Raw genomic sequence first — 16120 nt, 5'->3', positions numbered from 1 at the left:
CAGCCTAAATAATAGTCCTTGCGCCGGGAATGACCTGTATCAATCTCACGAAATAACGTGCGGCGGAAAGCGGTGCTACGATCTGCCGCTTTCAACGTTGGACAACCTGAGAGGACTACACAGTGAAACACGCCGTCACCTTCCTGCTATGCGCCGCCCTGCTGCCTGCCGCGGCCTTCGCCAAAGAAGATTTCAGCACCTGCGAGCTGGGACGCCAGCAGTCGCCGATCGACATCCGCAAGACCAGCAAGGCTAAGCTGCCGGCGCTCGAATTTGCATACAATTCGTCGCCGCTGACGATCCTCGACAACGGCCACACGATCCAGGTGAACTATGCCGCAGGCAGCAGCCTCACGATCGAGGGCAAGCGTCACGAACTGCTGCAATTCCACTTCCACAAGCCAAGCGAAGAAAAGATCAATGGCCGCAGCTATCCCTTGGTGGCCCACCTGGTGCATAAGAACGAAGAAGGCAAGCTGGCCGTGGTAGCGGTGCTGTTCCGCAAAGGAGCAGATAACCAGTTGGTGCAGACCTTGTGGGATGCCCTGCCGAAGGAAAAAGGCGCGCCGCAGGAAGTGGCCGGAGTGAACATCGATATCGGCAAGCTGCTGCCGGAAAGCCAGGGCTATTACAACTTCGCCGGTTCGCTGACCACCCCGCCGTGCAGCGAAGGTGTCAACTGGTTCGTACTGAAAACGCCGGTCGAGATTTCGGAGTCCCAATTGAAGCGTTTCGCCCAGGCCTACAAACACAATGCCCGCCCGGTCCAGCCGCTGAACGGCCGCACCGTCATGGAAAGCCTGTAGTTTTCAGCAGCGGGCCTGCGCCCTTTTGCAGCGATCGCGCCCCTGCCGCTTGGCCGCGTACATGGCCGCGTCGCTGCGCCGCAGCAGGTCTTCCGCCAGTTGCGCGTCATGCGGGAACACGGCCAGTCCGATACTGGCCGACACGAAAGCCGGCTGTTCGTCGACCAGCCGCACCGGCGCGCGCACGGCGGCCAGCGCCCGTTCCAGGATTTCTTCCGCTTCCCCGACGTCACTCAGGCCCGCCAGCAGGAGCACGAATTCGTCGCCGCCCAACCGCGCAACGGTATCGTTGGCGCGCACCACTTGTTGCAAGCGGCCCGCCACTTCCACCAGCACCGCATCGCCCGCCTCATGGCCGAAGGTATCGTTGACGCTCTTGAAGCCGTCCAGGTCCATCACACAGACCGCCACCAGCTTTTCGGTGCGCGCGGCAAAGGCCAGCGCCTGCTGCAAGCGGTCTTCCATCAAACGCCGGTTAGGGAGGCGGGTGAGCGGATCGATAAAAGCCATCTGCTCGATTTTCTCCTGGCGCGCGCATTCCTCCGTGATGTCGGTGAAGAGGCCGAAGTAGTACTGCACCCTGCCTTTGTCGTCGCGCACCGCGCTCAGGGTCAGGTGGGCGGCGAACAAGGAGCCGTCGCAGCGCTTGTCCCAAACTTTGCCCTGCCACTGGCCGCTGCCCTGCAAGCCTTGCCACATATTCTTATAGAAATCCGCATCCTGCCGGCCGGACTGCATGATGCGCGGATGCTGGCCGATCAGCTTCTGGCGCTCATAGCCGCTCATGGAGGCGAAGGCCCGATTGGCCTCTACGATGCGCATATCACGATCAACCACAAGGATACCTTCCGAAGTAGCGTCGAAAACCTTGGCCACAAGGTGCTCGCGCGAAGCAGCGCTGCGCATACGCTGGCGCAGCAAGCGCGAAATACCCGTTACGCGGCGCAGCATTAACCAGGCTGTAACCCCCGCCGCCAGCAAGGCGCTGGCCAATGCAGCGAGAGAAATTTCGAGCATGGCCGCCACGACATCCCCCCCTACTCCAGCACCACTTCTTCCAGATAGTCCGGCACTCGGCATGGCCATGCAAGCTGTTCCGAAATGCGCCTGCGCAGTGCGTCGGCCGCCGCCGGCTCGCCGTGAGTGATGAACACCTGGCGCGGCGAAGCGGCAGAATGCGATAGCCAGCCCATGATTTCATCGGCATCGGCATGCGCCGACAGGTTGGCGATCATCGCCACACGCGCCCGCACCGGGATATATTCCCCATGGATCTTGACCGACGTTTCACCCGCCAGCATGCGAGCGCCGCGCGTACCCGCCGCCTGGAAACCAGCGAACAGGATGGTGTTGCGCGCATCACCCGCAAAAGCCTTCAGATGATGCAGCACGCGGCCACCAGTCGCCATGCCGCTGGCCGCAATGATGACCATCGGCGTCTGTCGCCGGTTCAGCGCCATCGACTCTTCCACGCTGTTGACGATATGGGCCACGTGGCCAAGCGCCTCGCACGCCGAGTCGTCAAGCCGGTGCTGGGCGCAGTGCTTGATGTACAGACGGGTCGCATCCACCGCCATCGGGCTATTCAGATAGATCGGCAGCGCGGCAGGGATGGCGCCAGCCTGCTTCAGCTTCCAGATTTCATACAGCAGTTCCTGCGCCCTGCCCACGGCAAAGGAAGGAATCACGGTCACGCCACCGCGTGCCGCCGTCTTGGTGACGATATCGGCCAGTTGGCCGCTAGGGTCGGCGGGGTCGTGGCGACGGTCGCCGTAGGTCGACTCCACCACCAGGTAATCGCATTTTCCCAGCACAGTTGGCGGCCGCATGATCGGATCGTTGGGCCGTCCCACGTCGCCGGAGAACATGATGCTGCGGCCGTTGCAGCGCAGCGCCACCGATGCCGCGCCTAGGATATGGCCAGCCAGCTGGAAGCGGGCCGTCATGCCCGGCGCCGGCGAGAACTCCTGGCCGACCGGGATCACTTCCAGGTGCTCCAGCGCGCGCAAGGCATCGGCTTCGGAATACAGCGGCAAGGCCGGCTTATGTTTAGAGAAGTTGTGGCGGTTCGCATACAGTGCCTCCTCTTCAAGCAGACGACCGCTGTCCGGCAAGAGGATCTCGCACAAGTCTCGCGTGGCCTCAGTGCAATACACCTTGCCGCGGAAGCCGGCACTGACCAACACCGGTAAAAAGCCGCTGTGGTCGAGGTGAGCGTGGGTCAGGACCACGCTGCGGATGGCCGCCGGCAGGACTGGGAAAGCATCCCAGTTCCGCAAGCGAAGCTGCTTGAAGCCCTGGAACAAGCCGCAATCAACCAGTACCTGTTCATCGCCGAAGCGCAGCAGGTATTTAGAGCCAGTAACGGTGCCGGTGGCGCCGAGGAATCTTAATGTGAGCATATTTGCAGCATATCCAAGGCCTCGCACATTTTGTTTGATCCAGATCAAGGAGAAGCCTCGAAAAATCCGGCAGTGCGAAAATGACATTGTTGCCGTGTGAGGATGTAGAATCAGGGCCTTTAACCAAATCCACACCGGGACGCCATACATGACAGAACTGAAACGGGGCCTGCAAAGCCGCCATATCCAGCTGATTGCACTGGGCGGCGCCATTGGCACAGGCCTATTCCTGGGCATCGCGCAAACCATCAAGATGGCCGGACCGTCCGTGCTGCTTGGTTATGCGCTCGCCGGTTTCATCGCCTTCTTCATCATGCGCCAGCTCGGCGAAATGGTGGTCGACGAGCCGGTGGCAGGCTCCTTCAGCTTCTTTGCCGACAAATACTGCGGCCACCTGGCCGGCTTCATGTCAGGCTGGAACTACTGGGTGCTGTACGTCCTGGTCAGCATGGCCGAACTGACGGCGGTTGGCATCTACGTACAGTACTGGTGGCCCGGCATCCCGACCTGGGTCAGCGCCCTCGCCTTCTTCCTGGTGATTAACGCCATCAGCCTGGCCAATGTGCGTGCCTTCGGCGAGATGGAATTCTGGTTCGCCATTATCAAAGTGGTGGCCGTGGTGGGCATGATCCTGTACGGCGGCTACCTGCTCGCCTCCGGCAATGCCGGCCCGGAAGCCACTGTGGCCAACCTGTGGCAGCACGGCGGCTTCTTCCCGAATGGCGTATCGGGGCTGGTGATGGCGATGGCCGTCATCATGTTCTCTTACGGCGGACTGGAACTGGTGGGCATTACCGCCGCCGAAGCGAGCAACCCGTCGGAAACCATCCCAAAAGCCACCAACCAGGCCATCTACCGTATCCTGATTTTCTATGTCGGCGCACTGGGCGTTCTGCTCTCGCTCTACCCATGGGAAAAAGTCGCCACTGGAGGAAGCCCTTTCGTCATGATCTTCCACGCCCTGAATAGCAACTGGGTCGCAAATGCCTTGAACGTCGTGGTGCTGACTGCCGCCCTGTCGGTCTATAACAGCGGCGTGTACTCCAACAGCCGCATGCTGTACGGCCTGGCCAAGCAAGGCAATGCACCTAAATCGCTGCTGAAGGTGAACCAGCGCGGTGTACCGCTGGCAGCGCTGGGCGCCTCCGCCCTCGCCACCGGCATCTGCGTAGTACTGAACTACTTCATGCCAGGCCAGGTGTTCGAACTGCTGATGGGCCTTGTCGTGTCCTCGCTGGTAATCAATTGGGGCATGATCAGCTGGATCCACCTGCGCTTCCGCGCCCAGAAGCAAGCGGACGGCCACGAAACTGAATTCAAGAGCTGGGGCTACCCGCTGACGAACTACCTGTGCCTTGCCTTCCTGGCCGGCATCCTGGTGATCATGTTCATGACCGAAGGCCTGCGTATTTCGGTCTACCTGATCCCGGTCTGGCTGCTGGTGCTGTTCATCGGCTACCGCTTCCGCGGCGAACCAGCAACGGCGACGGCATGAGCAAAATAGCTTTACTGACGATCCACGGCATGGGCGAGCAGCCGCTCGACTATGCCGACGACATGCGGCGCGCGCTGCAACACCAGATGGGCGATACCTTCGTCAACGTCGACGTACACAGCGTGTACTACCAACACCTGCTCAAACCCAATGAGCAGGACGTATGGAACCGCACGCGCGAACGATCCAAGGTGCGCTACGAACAGCTGCGCAAGTTCATCCTGTTCGGCTTTGCCGACGCGGCCGGGCTCGAGAACCGCAAGGAATACGACGGCTCCGTATACGAGCTCGCGCAAGAAGAAATCGCCCGCGCCCTGCTGGCGATCCACGCACAGCGCGGGCCCGGCACGCCAATCGTATTGCTCGCACATTCGCTGGGCTGCCAAGTCATGTCCAGCTTCATTTACGACGCACAAAAGCGCGCCGGCGGCGGCACGGTCGCAGCCGGCATCTGGAAACCGGGCCGCATGGCCGACAGCCTCACCGCCGAGCAGCGCAGCTTCCTGCAATGCCGCACGGTGCGCACGTTCGTCACGACCGGGTGCAATATTCCAGTCTTCGTCGCCGCTCACCAGCGCATGGACGTCAAACCGATCACCAAGCCCAATCCCGGCTTCAGCTGGCTCAATTTATACGACCCGGACGACGCGCTGGGCTGGCCGCTGCAACCGCTGGAAGGCGGCTACGAAACGCTGGTCGAAGACCGCGCCATCAACGCCGGCCAAGGCATCCTCGACTTCATGACGAAGAGCTGGAATCCCCTCTCCCACACCGCCTACTGGACCGCAGCCCCAGTCATCCAGCCCCTCGCAAGCCTGCTGGTATAACTTTAAAAGTCGGGGTCAGGTCGAGCAAATGGACAAATCGAAGGTCCTCAAGAAGCTCGACCTGACCCCGACTTTTATTTAGAGAGTGTTGCTGCGGCGGCTTGGCGTTGCTGTTCGATGCGGCGGATTTTTTCGGCGACTCGGGCGAGTTGCTCGGGTGGAATGCCGGCTTCGCGGCCGCGCTCTAGGTCGGCCTGGAGATTGGAGAGCTCGGGGGCTGCGGCTTGGACGTAGGCTGCGGCCAGGCGCTGTTTCTGGGCTTGCTGGTATGCGGCGTAGGCGTCGTGGTCGGCTAGCAGGCTGGCGTCGGGGTGCTCTGCCTGGGTGCTGCCCTGGATTGGCGGTGCGCGGTCGTCGCCGGATTCGCGGGATTGTGCCATCGAAATCCAGGCTGGCGTGCGCGTATCGACTGGGGGGATGGTGACGCGGCGCAGTCCATCGCCTTCACTTGTTGCTGTGACGGGGGCGCTTGCTGGCGCGGGCGTTGGTGCGGCTGACGGTGCAGCCGGCGCGGGTGGCGGGGTGGCCCGTTCTCCCGCTTCTGGCGGAGCTTCGCGGGTGATGGCGAAGTACCATTGTCCCGCGATAGCGGCCGCGATCACGGCGACGATGGCAATTGCTATGCGCGGTCCGGGTTTCATTGCGCCTCCACGATTTCAATTTGCGCCGACTTGCGCGCTTGTTCGATCATTTCACCCAACTGCATCATAGCCTTTCGCAGCGCAATCATGCGGCTGGCCTGGTAGCGCACAGTCTCCGAATCCAGCGGGTGCACGCCTTGAACCTTTTCTTCGACCAGCACGATTTCCCAATAGGCGTTTTCATTCGGGCCGACCGGGGCGCGGATTGGGGCTGATGGCGTTCCGGGTTCCTGGCTGAATGACAGGCTGGCCAGCCAGTCCTTGTTGCCGTCGGCGCCGATCCAGCCTAAGTCGCCGCCTTGAGCTGCGTCGGCGGCGCGCGACATGCTGCGGGCCGTGGCGGAGAAACTGGCGCCGCCTTGCAGGGCTTTGACCGCGCGCTGCGCCTGCGCTTCGTCCAAAAGGCGGATGTGGCGGGCGCGCACTTTTTCGATGCGGGTGAACTGGTCTTTGTGCTGCTTGTAATACAGTTCGATCTCAGACGCCTCAGTTTCGCGCGACAGCCGGTTCAGCACCGGGCTGCCCGCGTCGGTGTCGAGCCCTACGCCAAACTGTGCCTGCAGCGTCACCACTGACTCGCCGTCGGCAATGGCCTTGCGCAGATCGGCCACGACTTCGGCGCCGAAGCGCTGGCTGGCCCAATGCAGGACGAAAGCGTTGGCCAGGATATGGCGTGCTTGCTGGAGGGCGATGCTGGCCGGTTGCTGCGATAGCGCCAGGCGCCCCTGGACGTTCTGCCGGCGATACACGTCGTACATGGTGATGCTTGCCGGCTCGGCGCCGGGAAGCTGGTAGCGCATGACTTCGAGCTTGGCGGCTTGCGCTTGCTGGTCTTCCGTCAGGGCGATTTCCAGCAGCAGCGGGCCGGGGCGGCCGAAGATGGACTCCAGCTGCGGCTTCGGCATCGGCGCTTGCGAAACCACCAGGCTTTCCAGCGTGGCGCGGGGCAGCGCCTTGACCGCTGCTTTGATATCTTTTCCGTACACTTCGTTGAGCGCGGCGACCAGGCGTTCCTCCACCAGGACGTCCGGGGCGAAGGCTACCGTCATGGCGGCGGCCTGCGCTCTTGGTGCAACTGAGTTGGCACGCGCGGACATGAGGCGAATGTCGATCAGGTCGTCCAGCACGGCGCGTCGTGTGAGCGATGGCTTGGTAGCGCGGCGCTGCTGCCACAGCGTGTCAACGGTGGCGGCGTAAAGCGGCTCGCCATCGATGCGGGCGGCGACTGGCGATACGGCGGGCGCCGCGTCTGCAGCCATGGCCGCGAGCAGCGCGGCAGATGCGGCGGCGCGAGCGGCCAAGCGTAGGATGCGGCGCGCTGCCATCAGTTTGCCAGGCGCTCGGCGGCGCGGTTCAGCACGTGGACAACCATGGCGATCGAGTGCGGGATCATCTTTTTCGCCACCACTGCACGGTCTCCGTACGCGGTAGACGACAGCACTATGCCGCCATTTGCGTACGAGTACGTGCCGCCTTGCGTGAGCAGTGGGCGGATGTCATTGCCGGTCGGCGCCACTGGCGTGAAGTCCGCCAGCGCGGAAGTCACCAGCGCGGAGTCGTTCAGGTGCTCGCTGTCGTAGTAGTCGTACACCCACTGCTCCCAGCCTGAATGGTCATGCGCGGAGGTGGTCCAGGTGTGGTGCGGCTGCAGCAGGTCGGTGGTGTGCAGCACGAAGCCGAGCGATTGTGCGGTTGGCTGCGCAAGGAATTGCGAGAACCAGTACTGGCCCAGGTTGTCGATCGGCTGGAATGGTGCGGCTTCAAAGTCGGCGTACATCGTGTTGGTCGAGTAGCCGCCCAGGCGGTAATGCGCTTCGGTGATGCCGTATGCATTGTATTTGCTGCTGTCGCCGAACCAGCCTTTCAGGCCGCCCGCGCCGTCGTCCAGGTAGTCGCCATACAGCCAGCTTGCGGCCATGTTGTCGATGTCGCCGGCTACGGTCAGCTTGGCGTAGTTGTAGCCGCCGAACGGGTTGCCGTGCACGTCGGCCCCGGAGGTGTGGTTCTGGAAGTGCCAGTACGATGTGTATTTGACGATGCTGGCGCCTGCGCCCCATACGGGAGCCAGCTGGCAATTGCCGGTGGTCGCGCCGCAAATATAGGTGTCGGCGAAATCGTCGACGTCATACGCACCCTGGCCCAACGCTGCTGCGAATTGGTCCATGGTGTAGCCGGCGCGCGTTACACCTGCAAGCAGCTTGCTGTAGTTGGTGGTACCAGGATTGGCCTTCATGTAATTGATGGCGTCCAGCACGATGCGGCGGTGCGTCTCCTGCTGCCATGCGTGGGCGGGAAGGCTTACAACGGATGCTGCCAGCGCGAGGCTGGCAGCGATGGTGCTCAGTTTCATCTGGTTCTCTCCTGGTTGAAAAAGAAACCAGAAGATAGCGTCAATTTGTGACGAATAGATGAATCGCGCTTAAAGTGTGTGCTCTAAAAATTTTAACAAATTAAAACTGTTCCCATTCTTCCGAGGCTGCCGCATTCGCGACTTTTCGCGGACGCGCCGGGCGCACGGCCACCGAAGACGAAGTGGATGGGCGGCTGGCATTGCGCAGCGCCGGAGCGGCCTTGAAGTGGCCGGCATCGATGCGGAAGGCGCTCACTGCGCGCGCCAGGATCTCGGCCTGGTCTTGCATGGCTTGCGATGCAGCGGCGGTTTCTTCCACCAGTGCGGCATTCTGCTGCGTGACCTGGTCCATCGAAGTGATGGACTGGTGCACCTGGGCGATGCCGGCATTCTGTTCGGCGGTGGCGGCGCTGATTTCGGCCACGATGTCGGACACCTGCTTCACGCTGGCCACCACGTCGCTCATGGTGTCGCCGGCCCGCACCACCAGCTTGGTGCCGGAATCGACCTTCACCACGCTGTCGTCGATCAGCACCTTGATTTCTTTCGCCGCAGCGGCGGATCGCTGCGCCAGGTTGCGCACCTCGGTTGCTACCACGGCAAAACCGCGGCCCTGTTCACCGGCACGCGCGGCTTCAACGGCGGCGTTCAGCGCCAGGATGTTGGTCTGGAACGCGATGCCGTCGATCACGCTGATGATGTCGACGATCTTGCGCGAGGAAGCATTGATCGAATCCATGGTGTCGATCACTTCCTTCACCACTTCACCGCCCTGTACTGCAATCAGCGATGCGTTCTGCGCGAGCTGGTTGGCCTGGCGCGCGTTATCGGAGTTCTGGCCCACGGTGGAAGTCAGTTCTTCCATGCTGGATGCGGTTTCTTCCAGCGCAGCTGCTTGCGCCGAGGTGCGGTTATTCAAGTCGCTGGTGCCGGCCGCGATCTGGCGCGATGCCGTGCTGACAGCATCCGCCGCCGAACGTGCGGTACCGACCACGCTGCCGATTTCACCCAGCAGCTTGTTGAAGGCCACGCCGGCGTGGCCGATTTCGTCCATGCGCTCAACGTCCACCTGGTGCGTCAGGTCCAGCGAGCTGCTGACGCCTTCCATCGTGCCCTGCATCTTATCCAGGCCACCAGTGATCACACTGAATAACTGGAAGCCCATATAAGCCACCACCAGCAGCACGCCCACGGTGACCGCCACCAGGATGGTCAGCGCCTTGGAGTAGTCGGCGTCGCTCTCGGCTTTGACCTTTTCGATCAGCTTTTGGTTGTATGCGACGTGGTCGTCCAGGCTTTTCTTCACGCCGGCAGCGCCGAGCGCCAGCGGCGAGCCTGCGACTAGCGTGGCGCGTACGCCGTCCATATCGCCGGCATGAGACGCGTTAAGAAACGGCACTAACGCCTGGCGGTAGGTCTCCATGGCCGCCTTGTCCTGTTCCAGCATCTTGCGATCGGTGTCGTCGAAGATGTTATGCGCAGCGTAGTCGGCCAGCACCTTGTCGAAATTGGTATGGGCGTCGTTGTAAGCCTTATCCAAGGCTGTCTTGTCGCTCAGGTTGGAGAACACGGACAGGCGGTAGCCGGCCAGGCGGCTGTCGCTCACCGCCGCCTTGGCGGCATTGATGGCGGAGACGCTCGGGATCAAACGAGTCTGCACCAGCGACATGCGCTGCTCTGCATCGCGCAGTTGCCACAGGCCTTGGGCGCCGACAAATAACAGGCCGACCAGGGCGATCGCCAGGGTAACGATCAGTCGATTGCTGATTTTCATAATGGGTTCCTTTACCTGGCGTGCTGCACCAACGACTCATGGAAGACAGGAGGCTGGCCGGAGGCGCCGAAAGCCCGGTCCAGCTCTTGCAGCGCGCGCTGTGGCAAGGCTTGCAGGTCGGCCACTGTCGGCGCCCAGCGCGAACCGCCGGCCGCCTCGAACTGGTCCACAACGCCGGCGATGGCGTAGCCGCTCATGGCATTCACGCGGCGCTCGGCCTGCGCTTGCGCTTCACGGATGGACAGCACATAGCGCTCCACCGTCAAGCCTTCGGCCGGCGCCTTGCCTGTCTGCTGTTGCAGGCGCGCCAGCGAATCGCGGTGCAGCGCCAGCAGCTCAAGCAAACCTTTGCCCGGTTCTGCGGTCATCACATCGTGCTCGCCGCGCACCAGGTAGGTGGCTGCTTGCGCCTTGTGGTTGCAGGTGATGACGCGGATATTGCCGCCCACCAGGGACATGATGCTGAAGTAGATCCCATCGCGCATGCATTCGCGGCCCGCAACCGGCAACAATTTCAGTTGCTGGATCTCGATCATGATGCTGCCCTCGGCATCGGTGAACATGGCAGCTACGCCGATCAACGATTCAGGCATCGGGTAGGCGGTGAAATCGCCCAGTGGACGGAAGCCGCGTGCTTCCAGCTGCACCGAGTAATCGTCGATCACGCTCCAGTCGACCTGTTTGCGCGCCAAGGGGCTGTCGCGTTCAATCCGTATATAGGAGGCCAACTGCAGCAAGGGCGCCAGCGTGCTGCGGCGGATCCTGGCGGCGCTGCGCAGGAAAGTGATCAGGGCAACGCCTGCCGCCAGCACGGCCAGCCAAAGCAATCGATCCGGTACTTCAGTCATTCGCGCGATCCCGATGGCCGCAGCCACGCACAGACCGCTGCTGATTGCAGAGTTCCACACCATCGATTTCTTCAAATGCAGCGCCATAGACTCTCCCAAAAGATGGGGAAAATTATAGCGATGAGAAGGGGCTTAAAAATGCACGCATTCTCACCATTCAGCCTTTAAATGCTGGGTAAACCAATCGCTTGCCAAATGCGCAACCTCCTCCAGCGCACCCGCCTCTTCGAACAGGTGCGTGGCGCCGGCAACGACGTCGATGCGTTTTTTACAATGCAGATGGAGGAAAGCCTCTTCATTCAGTTCGATTACGCCTTCGTCGCGGCCGCCGACGATGAAGAGCGTCGGCGCCGTCACGTGCGCCAGGGCTTCCTGGCCGGCCAGGTCGGGACGTCCGCCGCGTGAGACCACGGTGGCGACCGTGTTCTTACGTTGGGCGGCCAGTTGCAGCGCTGCGGCAGCGCCGGTGCTGGCGCCGAACAGGCCAAGCGGCAGGCCACGCGCGGCCGGCGACGCGGCGAGCCAGTCTGCGGCGAGGCCTAGCCTTTCGGTAAGCAGGCCAATATTGAAACGGGTGCGGTATATCTCATCTTCGGCCGGCGTGAGAAGGTCCATCAGCAAGGTACCGATGCCGGCATTGCGCAAGGCGCCTGCGACAAAATTATTGCGGGGGCTGAAGCGGCTGCTGCCGCTGCCGTGGGCGAAGAGAACGACGCCGCGCGCGCTGCTGGGCAGGTCCAGCGCGCCTTCCACGGCGCCGGCGGGCGTTTCAATGCTGACTAATTCATGCTGCATAAAGGGGCGTCCTCCTTGCCCCACTATACATAAGGCGAATAAGTCAGCGCGCGCGGATTGCTTTCAGTTCGCTCGTGAGCCAGGCCTTGCTTTCGACCGGGGCGGCAGCGCCGCACTTGACCATATAGGGTTTGCCGCTGGAGCTGCTGGTCGCCGCGCCCAAGTCGATGAACTGTTCGGCGTTCTTGACCATGTCCTTCTTTTCAAGATATTCCAGCTTGCGCAGCAAATGGTCCTTGGCTTCGGCGCCGCTGTACCAGCTGCCGTTGCGGTTGAACTGGCAGCCGGACGACTGCAGGCGGGCCAGCAAGGCGGCGACCTCGGCACGTGCCGGCGCGGGCAGCGGCGCCGCGTGCGCGGTGGCGCCGGCGACGACCAGCTTCAGCGCGAATGCGGCGGAAAACAGTTTGCGCATTTATTTTTCCTTCTTGCGTACGTGGTAAGGCGCCAGGATATTACCGCAGCGGATATTGCCGGCGGCGACGCGGGCATTAAAGGCGTGCAGCTCCTTTTCCAGGCTGGCGCCTTCGACGTTCAGGTTCGCGGCCTGGGCGTTCAGTTCATCCTGGCGCGCATTGTAGGCGGTGACGGCCGCAGGGTCAGTACGTTCGACCCGCCCGGAGGCGGCTTCGTGGGCGGCAAGTTCTGACGAAGTGCGTGCCAGTGCTGCCTCATGCTCCCGGAAACGGCGTGACAAAGCTTGCCGCACAGGGCGCAGCTCGCCCTCTTCCGCCATGCAGGCCTTGTAAGCAGGGGTATTCGGCTGCGGCGGCATAGGCTGGGCAGCGGCCGGCAAAGCGGCCAAAACGGCTGCGGCAGAGGCCGTGGCGAGTATCATATATTTCATCTGTGGGGCAAGTACTTTTCGGTCAACAACGTAAATTTACAATCCTACAACATACCCCGTCAAACCCGTATGCTAATATGCGGCAGCCTTTTTTTGGCGATCCCAAAAGAGAAGATATTGGAGAGACAAGTGAGCATTTTTCGGACTAAGAATCTGGACGACATGGTAGCAGCTACCCGTACCCCGGGCGGCCTGCAAAAAGTGTTGGGTCCAATGGACCTGGTACTGATGGGTATTGGCGCCATCGTCGGCACCGGCATCTTCGTCTTGACTGGCACTGGCGCGTTGACCGCCGGCCCGGCCCTGACGATTTCCTTCGTGGTGGCAGCACTGGCCTGCGGTTTCGCCGCCCTGTGCTACGCCGAATTCGCCTCGACCGTTCCGGTTGCCGGCTCCATCTACACCTACAGCTACGCCACCCTGGGCGAAGTGGTGGCTTGGATGATCGGCTGGGACCTGATGCTCGAATATGGCCTGGCCACATCCGCCGTTTCAGTGGCCTGGTCCGGTTACTTCCAATCGCTGATCGCCGGTATCGGCCTTCACCTGCCGGCCGCGCTGACCGCGGCGCCGGGCGCCGTTCCCGGCGTGACCACCCTCTTCAACCTGCCGGCCTTCCTGATCATGATCCTGCTGACCGCCATGCTGGGTTGGGGCGTGCGTGAATCGGCTCGCGTGAACAACATCATGGTCGTGATCAAGATCGGCGTGGTGATCCTGTTCATCGCCGTTGGCGCGGGCCACGTGCAGCCTGCCAACTGGCAGCCCTTCGCTCCATTCGGCGCCACCGGCGTGATGAGCGCAGCGGCACTGGTGTTCTTTGCCTTTATCGGTTTTGACGCTGTCACCTCCGCTGCGGAAGAAGTGAAGCGTCCAGAGCGCGACCTGCCAATCGGCATTATCGGCTCGCTGGCTGTGTGCACCATCCTGTACGTGATCGTTGCTGCGATCATGACCGGCATCGTGCCTTACAAGCAGTTCCTGGGCATCGACCACCCGGTTTCGCTGGCACTGCAATACGCTGGTGAAAACTGGTTCGCCGGCTGGGTATCCCTGGGCGCGATCCTGGGCATGACCACCGTGATCCTGGTGATGGCTTATGGCCAGACCCGTATTATCTTCGCGATGTCCCGCGACGGCCTGCTGCCTAAGAAGCTGTCCCAGGTTCACCCGAAATACCACACCCCGTTCTTCGCTACCTGGATGGTGGGCCTGATCTTCGGCTTCATCGCCGCTCTGGTGCCGCTGAACGTGCTGGCTGAACTGGTGAACATGGGTACCCTGGCTGCATTCTGCCTGGTGTCGCTGGCTGTGATCATCATGCGCAAGAAGCGTCCGGACCTGCACCGCGCCTTCCGCTGCCCAGGCGTGCCGGTCGTTCCTGGCCTGGCAATCCTGTTCTGCCTGTCGCTGATGGCCTTCCTGTCCCTGGTCACCTGGATGGCCTTCGGCATCTGGCTGGTGATCGGCCTGGTCGTGTATTTCACCTACTCGCGCCACCGTTCGGAACTGGGCAAAGCCAAGTAATTCGCGCCCTTCTTCAAAGGAAGCCCGCAGCTGCGGGCTTTTTTTATTGTTGCGCGCATACGACGAAATGTGGCGTTCAATCGCCCAATCTGTGACACTCACCCGAACAACAACAGGGAGGGCTAGCACGATGAAGAAAATCAGTCGCGCAATCGCAGCACTTTCAACAGCAGGCCTGGCGCTCCAGGCCGGGGCCCAGGAGAGCGGCCCCACCGTCACCATCAGCGGCTTTGGCACTGCCGCCCTCACCCGCAGCGACACCGATGATGCAGAATTCGCCCGGCCCAACCAGGTCTCCGGCGTAAAGAAAGATTGGCGCACGGGCGTCGATTCCAATTTCGGCATCCAGGGCACGATCAAGGTCAATGACTGGCTGTCGTTCACGGGCCAGGGGCTGGCGCGCAAAGACGCCATCGACCATTACCGCGCGCAGGCCGCATGGGCCTTCGCCAAATTCAAGGTCAACGATGAACTGAATGTGCGCGTAGGCCGCATGGGCGCGCCAATCTACATGATTTCGGACTTCCGCAACGTGGGCTACGCCAACACCATGCTGCGCCCACCGGCTGAAGTTTATCGTCAGGTCACGCTCGACTCCTTCGACGGCGTGGACTTGCTTTACCAGCACAGCTTCGGCGACACCGCGCTCAGCGTGCAACTGGGCACGGGCCGCGCCGACAACGACCTGACCACCGGCAGCATCGAGTTCCGCAAGATGCTGATGCTGCACGTGGTGGCGGAAAACGGACCGTTCACACTGCGCTTTGGCCGCGCCCAGGCCAAGTTCACGCTGAAAGACAATCCAAGGCTTACCGGATTGGTGACCACGCTGCGCGCCGTAAGTTTGTCCTCCGTCGCTAACATGATGCCTCTGGAAGACGTGAAGGGAACCTTCACCTCCGTTGGCGGCACCATGGATTGGAAGAACATCGTGCTGCAAGCCGAATACGCCCAGCGCCGCACGGACACCATGCTGGTCCAGGACACCAACTCGTGGTACGCCATGGCCGGCTACCGCTTCGGCAAATTCCTGCCCTACTACTACCACGGCAACATCACGCAGAAATCGCCGCGCAACGTAGCGGGCCTGCCCACTACCGGACCGCTGGCGCCGATCACCGCAGGCATCAATGGCCGCGACGGCGCCGCCAAGGCCGCGCTGCAATCGGCAGATGCGATCGGCGTGCGCTGGGACTTCTACAAATCCCTGGCGCTGAAGGTGCAGGTTGACCGCATCAAACCAAAGGATGGCAGCGGGGCCTTCGTCAATCCAAAGCCGACGTTTAATGGCCCGGTCAATGTGTATGCGGTAGCTCTCGACTTCGTGTTCTGAGGAGGCAGCCATGGACAAGCGAATCAAGCCGCTGCTCGCTGCAGCGATGATGTGTGCCGCCCTTCCCGCACTGGCGGCCGAAATCGTGGTGATCGTCAATCCAAAAAATCCGGCGTCGCGCATGTTCAGCGAACAGGCGGCCCAATTCTTCCTTGGCAAATCGACCCTGTTCACGCCGATCGAACACACCGAAGGCCCGCTGCGCAATGAGTTCAGCACCAAGGTTCTGGGCAAGGACAGCAGCCAGGTCAAGTCCCAGTGGTCGAAGCTGGTGTTCACCGGCAAAGGCACGGCGCCGAAAGAATACGGCTCCAGCGCCGAGGTGAAGAAGGCCGTCGCCGCCGACGTCCAGGCCATCGGCTACATCGAAAAATCCGCCGTCGACGACAGCGTCAAAGTCATCCTCACCGTGCAGTAAGTCCGTGAAAAAAGGGGTACGTCCCCTTTTTTCAATTTCGACTTTCATGCGATGATC

The 16120-nt window shown here is 61.8% G+C and carries 16 protein-coding genes; 6 read left to right on the top strand and 10 right to left on the bottom strand.

Annotated elements, in window-relative coordinates:
• The first annotated feature begins 122 nt into the window (after window positions 1-122).
• Complete coding sequence (locus AC1RTP_RS05015; RefSeq protein ID WP_498605264.1) at window positions 123-806, top strand: carbonic anhydrase; 684 nt, start codon at window positions 123-125, stop codon at window positions 804-806.
• A gap of 3 nt (window positions 807-809) precedes the next feature.
• Here AC1RTP_RS05015 and AC1RTP_RS05010 read toward each other — a convergent pair whose 3' ends face one another.
• Together AC1RTP_RS05010 and AC1RTP_RS05005 are read right to left on the bottom strand one after the other, a co-directional pair.
• Window positions 810-1823, bottom strand: a complete 1014-nt coding sequence (locus tag AC1RTP_RS05010; protein ID WP_498605263.1) for a diguanylate cyclase domain-containing protein — start codon at window positions 1821-1823, stop codon at window positions 810-812.
• Between the two features lie 20 nt (window positions 1824-1843).
• Window positions 1844-3208: an MBL fold metallo-hydrolase RNA specificity domain-containing protein gene (locus tag AC1RTP_RS05005; protein ID WP_498605261.1), complete on the bottom strand. Its 1365-nt coding sequence runs from the start codon at window positions 3206-3208 to the stop codon at window positions 1844-1846.
• A gap of 148 nt (window positions 3209-3356) precedes the next feature.
• Here AC1RTP_RS05005 and AC1RTP_RS05000 point away from each other — a divergent pair, with 148 nt between their 5' ends.
• Window positions 3357-4703: an amino acid permease gene (locus AC1RTP_RS05000; protein WP_498605259.1), complete on the top strand. Its 1347-nt coding sequence runs from the start codon at window positions 3357-3359 to the stop codon at window positions 4701-4703.
• Window positions 4700-5530, top strand: coding sequence for a hypothetical protein (locus AC1RTP_RS04995; RefSeq protein WP_498605258.1), 831 nt, complete (start codon window positions 4700-4702; stop codon window positions 5528-5530). The genes AC1RTP_RS05000 and AC1RTP_RS04995 overlap by 4 nt, the downstream gene beginning before the upstream one ends.
• Window positions 5531-5604: 74 nt before the next feature.
• Here the strand turns inward: AC1RTP_RS04995 and AC1RTP_RS04990 are convergent, their stop codons facing one another.
• The 8 genes from AC1RTP_RS04990 to AC1RTP_RS04955 all read right to left on the bottom strand — a co-directional run bounded on the left by AC1RTP_RS04990 (window position 5605) and on the right by AC1RTP_RS04955 (window position 12776).
• On the bottom strand, window positions 5605-6171 hold the full coding sequence (locus AC1RTP_RS04990) for a hypothetical protein (RefSeq protein ID WP_498605257.1): 567 nt from the start codon (window positions 6169-6171) through the stop codon (window positions 5605-5607).
• Window positions 6168-7496 carry a peptidylprolyl isomerase gene (locus tag AC1RTP_RS04985; RefSeq protein WP_498605255.1) on the bottom strand — a complete coding sequence of 443 codons (1329 nt, stop codon included), beginning with the start codon at window positions 7494-7496 and terminating at the stop codon, window positions 6168-6170. Before AC1RTP_RS04985 ends, AC1RTP_RS04990 begins: the two co-directional genes overlap by 4 nt.
• A complete protein-coding gene (locus AC1RTP_RS04980) occupies window positions 7496-8521 on the bottom strand; it encodes a phospholipase (protein ID WP_498605254.1) in 1026 nt (341 codons plus the stop codon). The genes AC1RTP_RS04985 and AC1RTP_RS04980 overlap by 1 nt, the downstream gene beginning before the upstream one ends.
• 100 nt (window positions 8522-8621) lie before the next feature.
• The gene (locus tag AC1RTP_RS04975) at window positions 8622-10295 is read right to left on the bottom strand and encodes a methyl-accepting chemotaxis protein (protein WP_498605252.1); all 1674 of its coding nucleotides are present in this window, start codon (window positions 10293-10295) and stop codon (window positions 8622-8624) included.
• Window positions 10296-10306: 11 nt separating this feature from the next.
• Window positions 10307-11230: a hypothetical protein gene (locus tag AC1RTP_RS04970; RefSeq protein WP_498605251.1), complete on the bottom strand. Its 924-nt coding sequence runs from the start codon at window positions 11228-11230 to the stop codon at window positions 10307-10309.
• A 63-nt stretch (window positions 11231-11293) separates the two neighbouring features.
• The gene (locus tag AC1RTP_RS04965) at window positions 11294-11938 is read right to left on the bottom strand and encodes a dienelactone hydrolase family protein (RefSeq protein ID WP_498605249.1); all 645 of its coding nucleotides are present in this window, start codon (window positions 11936-11938) and stop codon (window positions 11294-11296) included.
• Between the two features lie 43 nt (window positions 11939-11981).
• On the bottom strand, window positions 11982-12353 hold the full coding sequence (locus AC1RTP_RS04960; RefSeq protein WP_498605247.1) for a YfeK family protein: 372 nt from the start codon (window positions 12351-12353) through the stop codon (window positions 11982-11984).
• Window positions 12354-12776, bottom strand: coding sequence for a hypothetical protein (locus AC1RTP_RS04955; protein WP_498605245.1), 423 nt, complete (start codon window positions 12774-12776; stop codon window positions 12354-12356).
• A gap of 138 nt (window positions 12777-12914) precedes the next feature.
• Between AC1RTP_RS04955 and bcaP the strand changes: the two genes are divergently transcribed.
• From bcaP to AC1RTP_RS04940, 3 genes are all read left to right on the top strand, one after another.
• Window positions 12915-14312, top strand: a complete 1398-nt coding sequence (gene bcaP, locus AC1RTP_RS04950; RefSeq protein ID WP_498605243.1) for a branched-chain amino acid transporter BcaP — start codon at window positions 12915-12917, stop codon at window positions 14310-14312.
• 130 nt (window positions 14313-14442) lie between these two features.
• Complete coding sequence (locus AC1RTP_RS04945) at window positions 14443-15645, top strand: hypothetical protein (protein WP_498605242.1); 1203 nt, start codon at window positions 14443-14445, stop codon at window positions 15643-15645.
• Window positions 15646-15655: 10 nt separating this feature from the next.
• Entirely contained in the window at window positions 15656-16063 is a 408-nt protein-coding gene (locus tag AC1RTP_RS04940; RefSeq protein WP_498605241.1) for a type 2 periplasmic-binding domain-containing protein, read from the top strand.
• The last annotated feature ends 57 nt before the right edge of the window (window positions 16064-16120 follow it).

Source organism: Pseudoduganella sp. GW821-FHT11H04 (genome assembly GCF_058807935.1).
The sequence above is the reverse complement of the archived record's forward strand: the minus strand, read 5'-3'. Positions and strand labels throughout refer to the sequence as shown.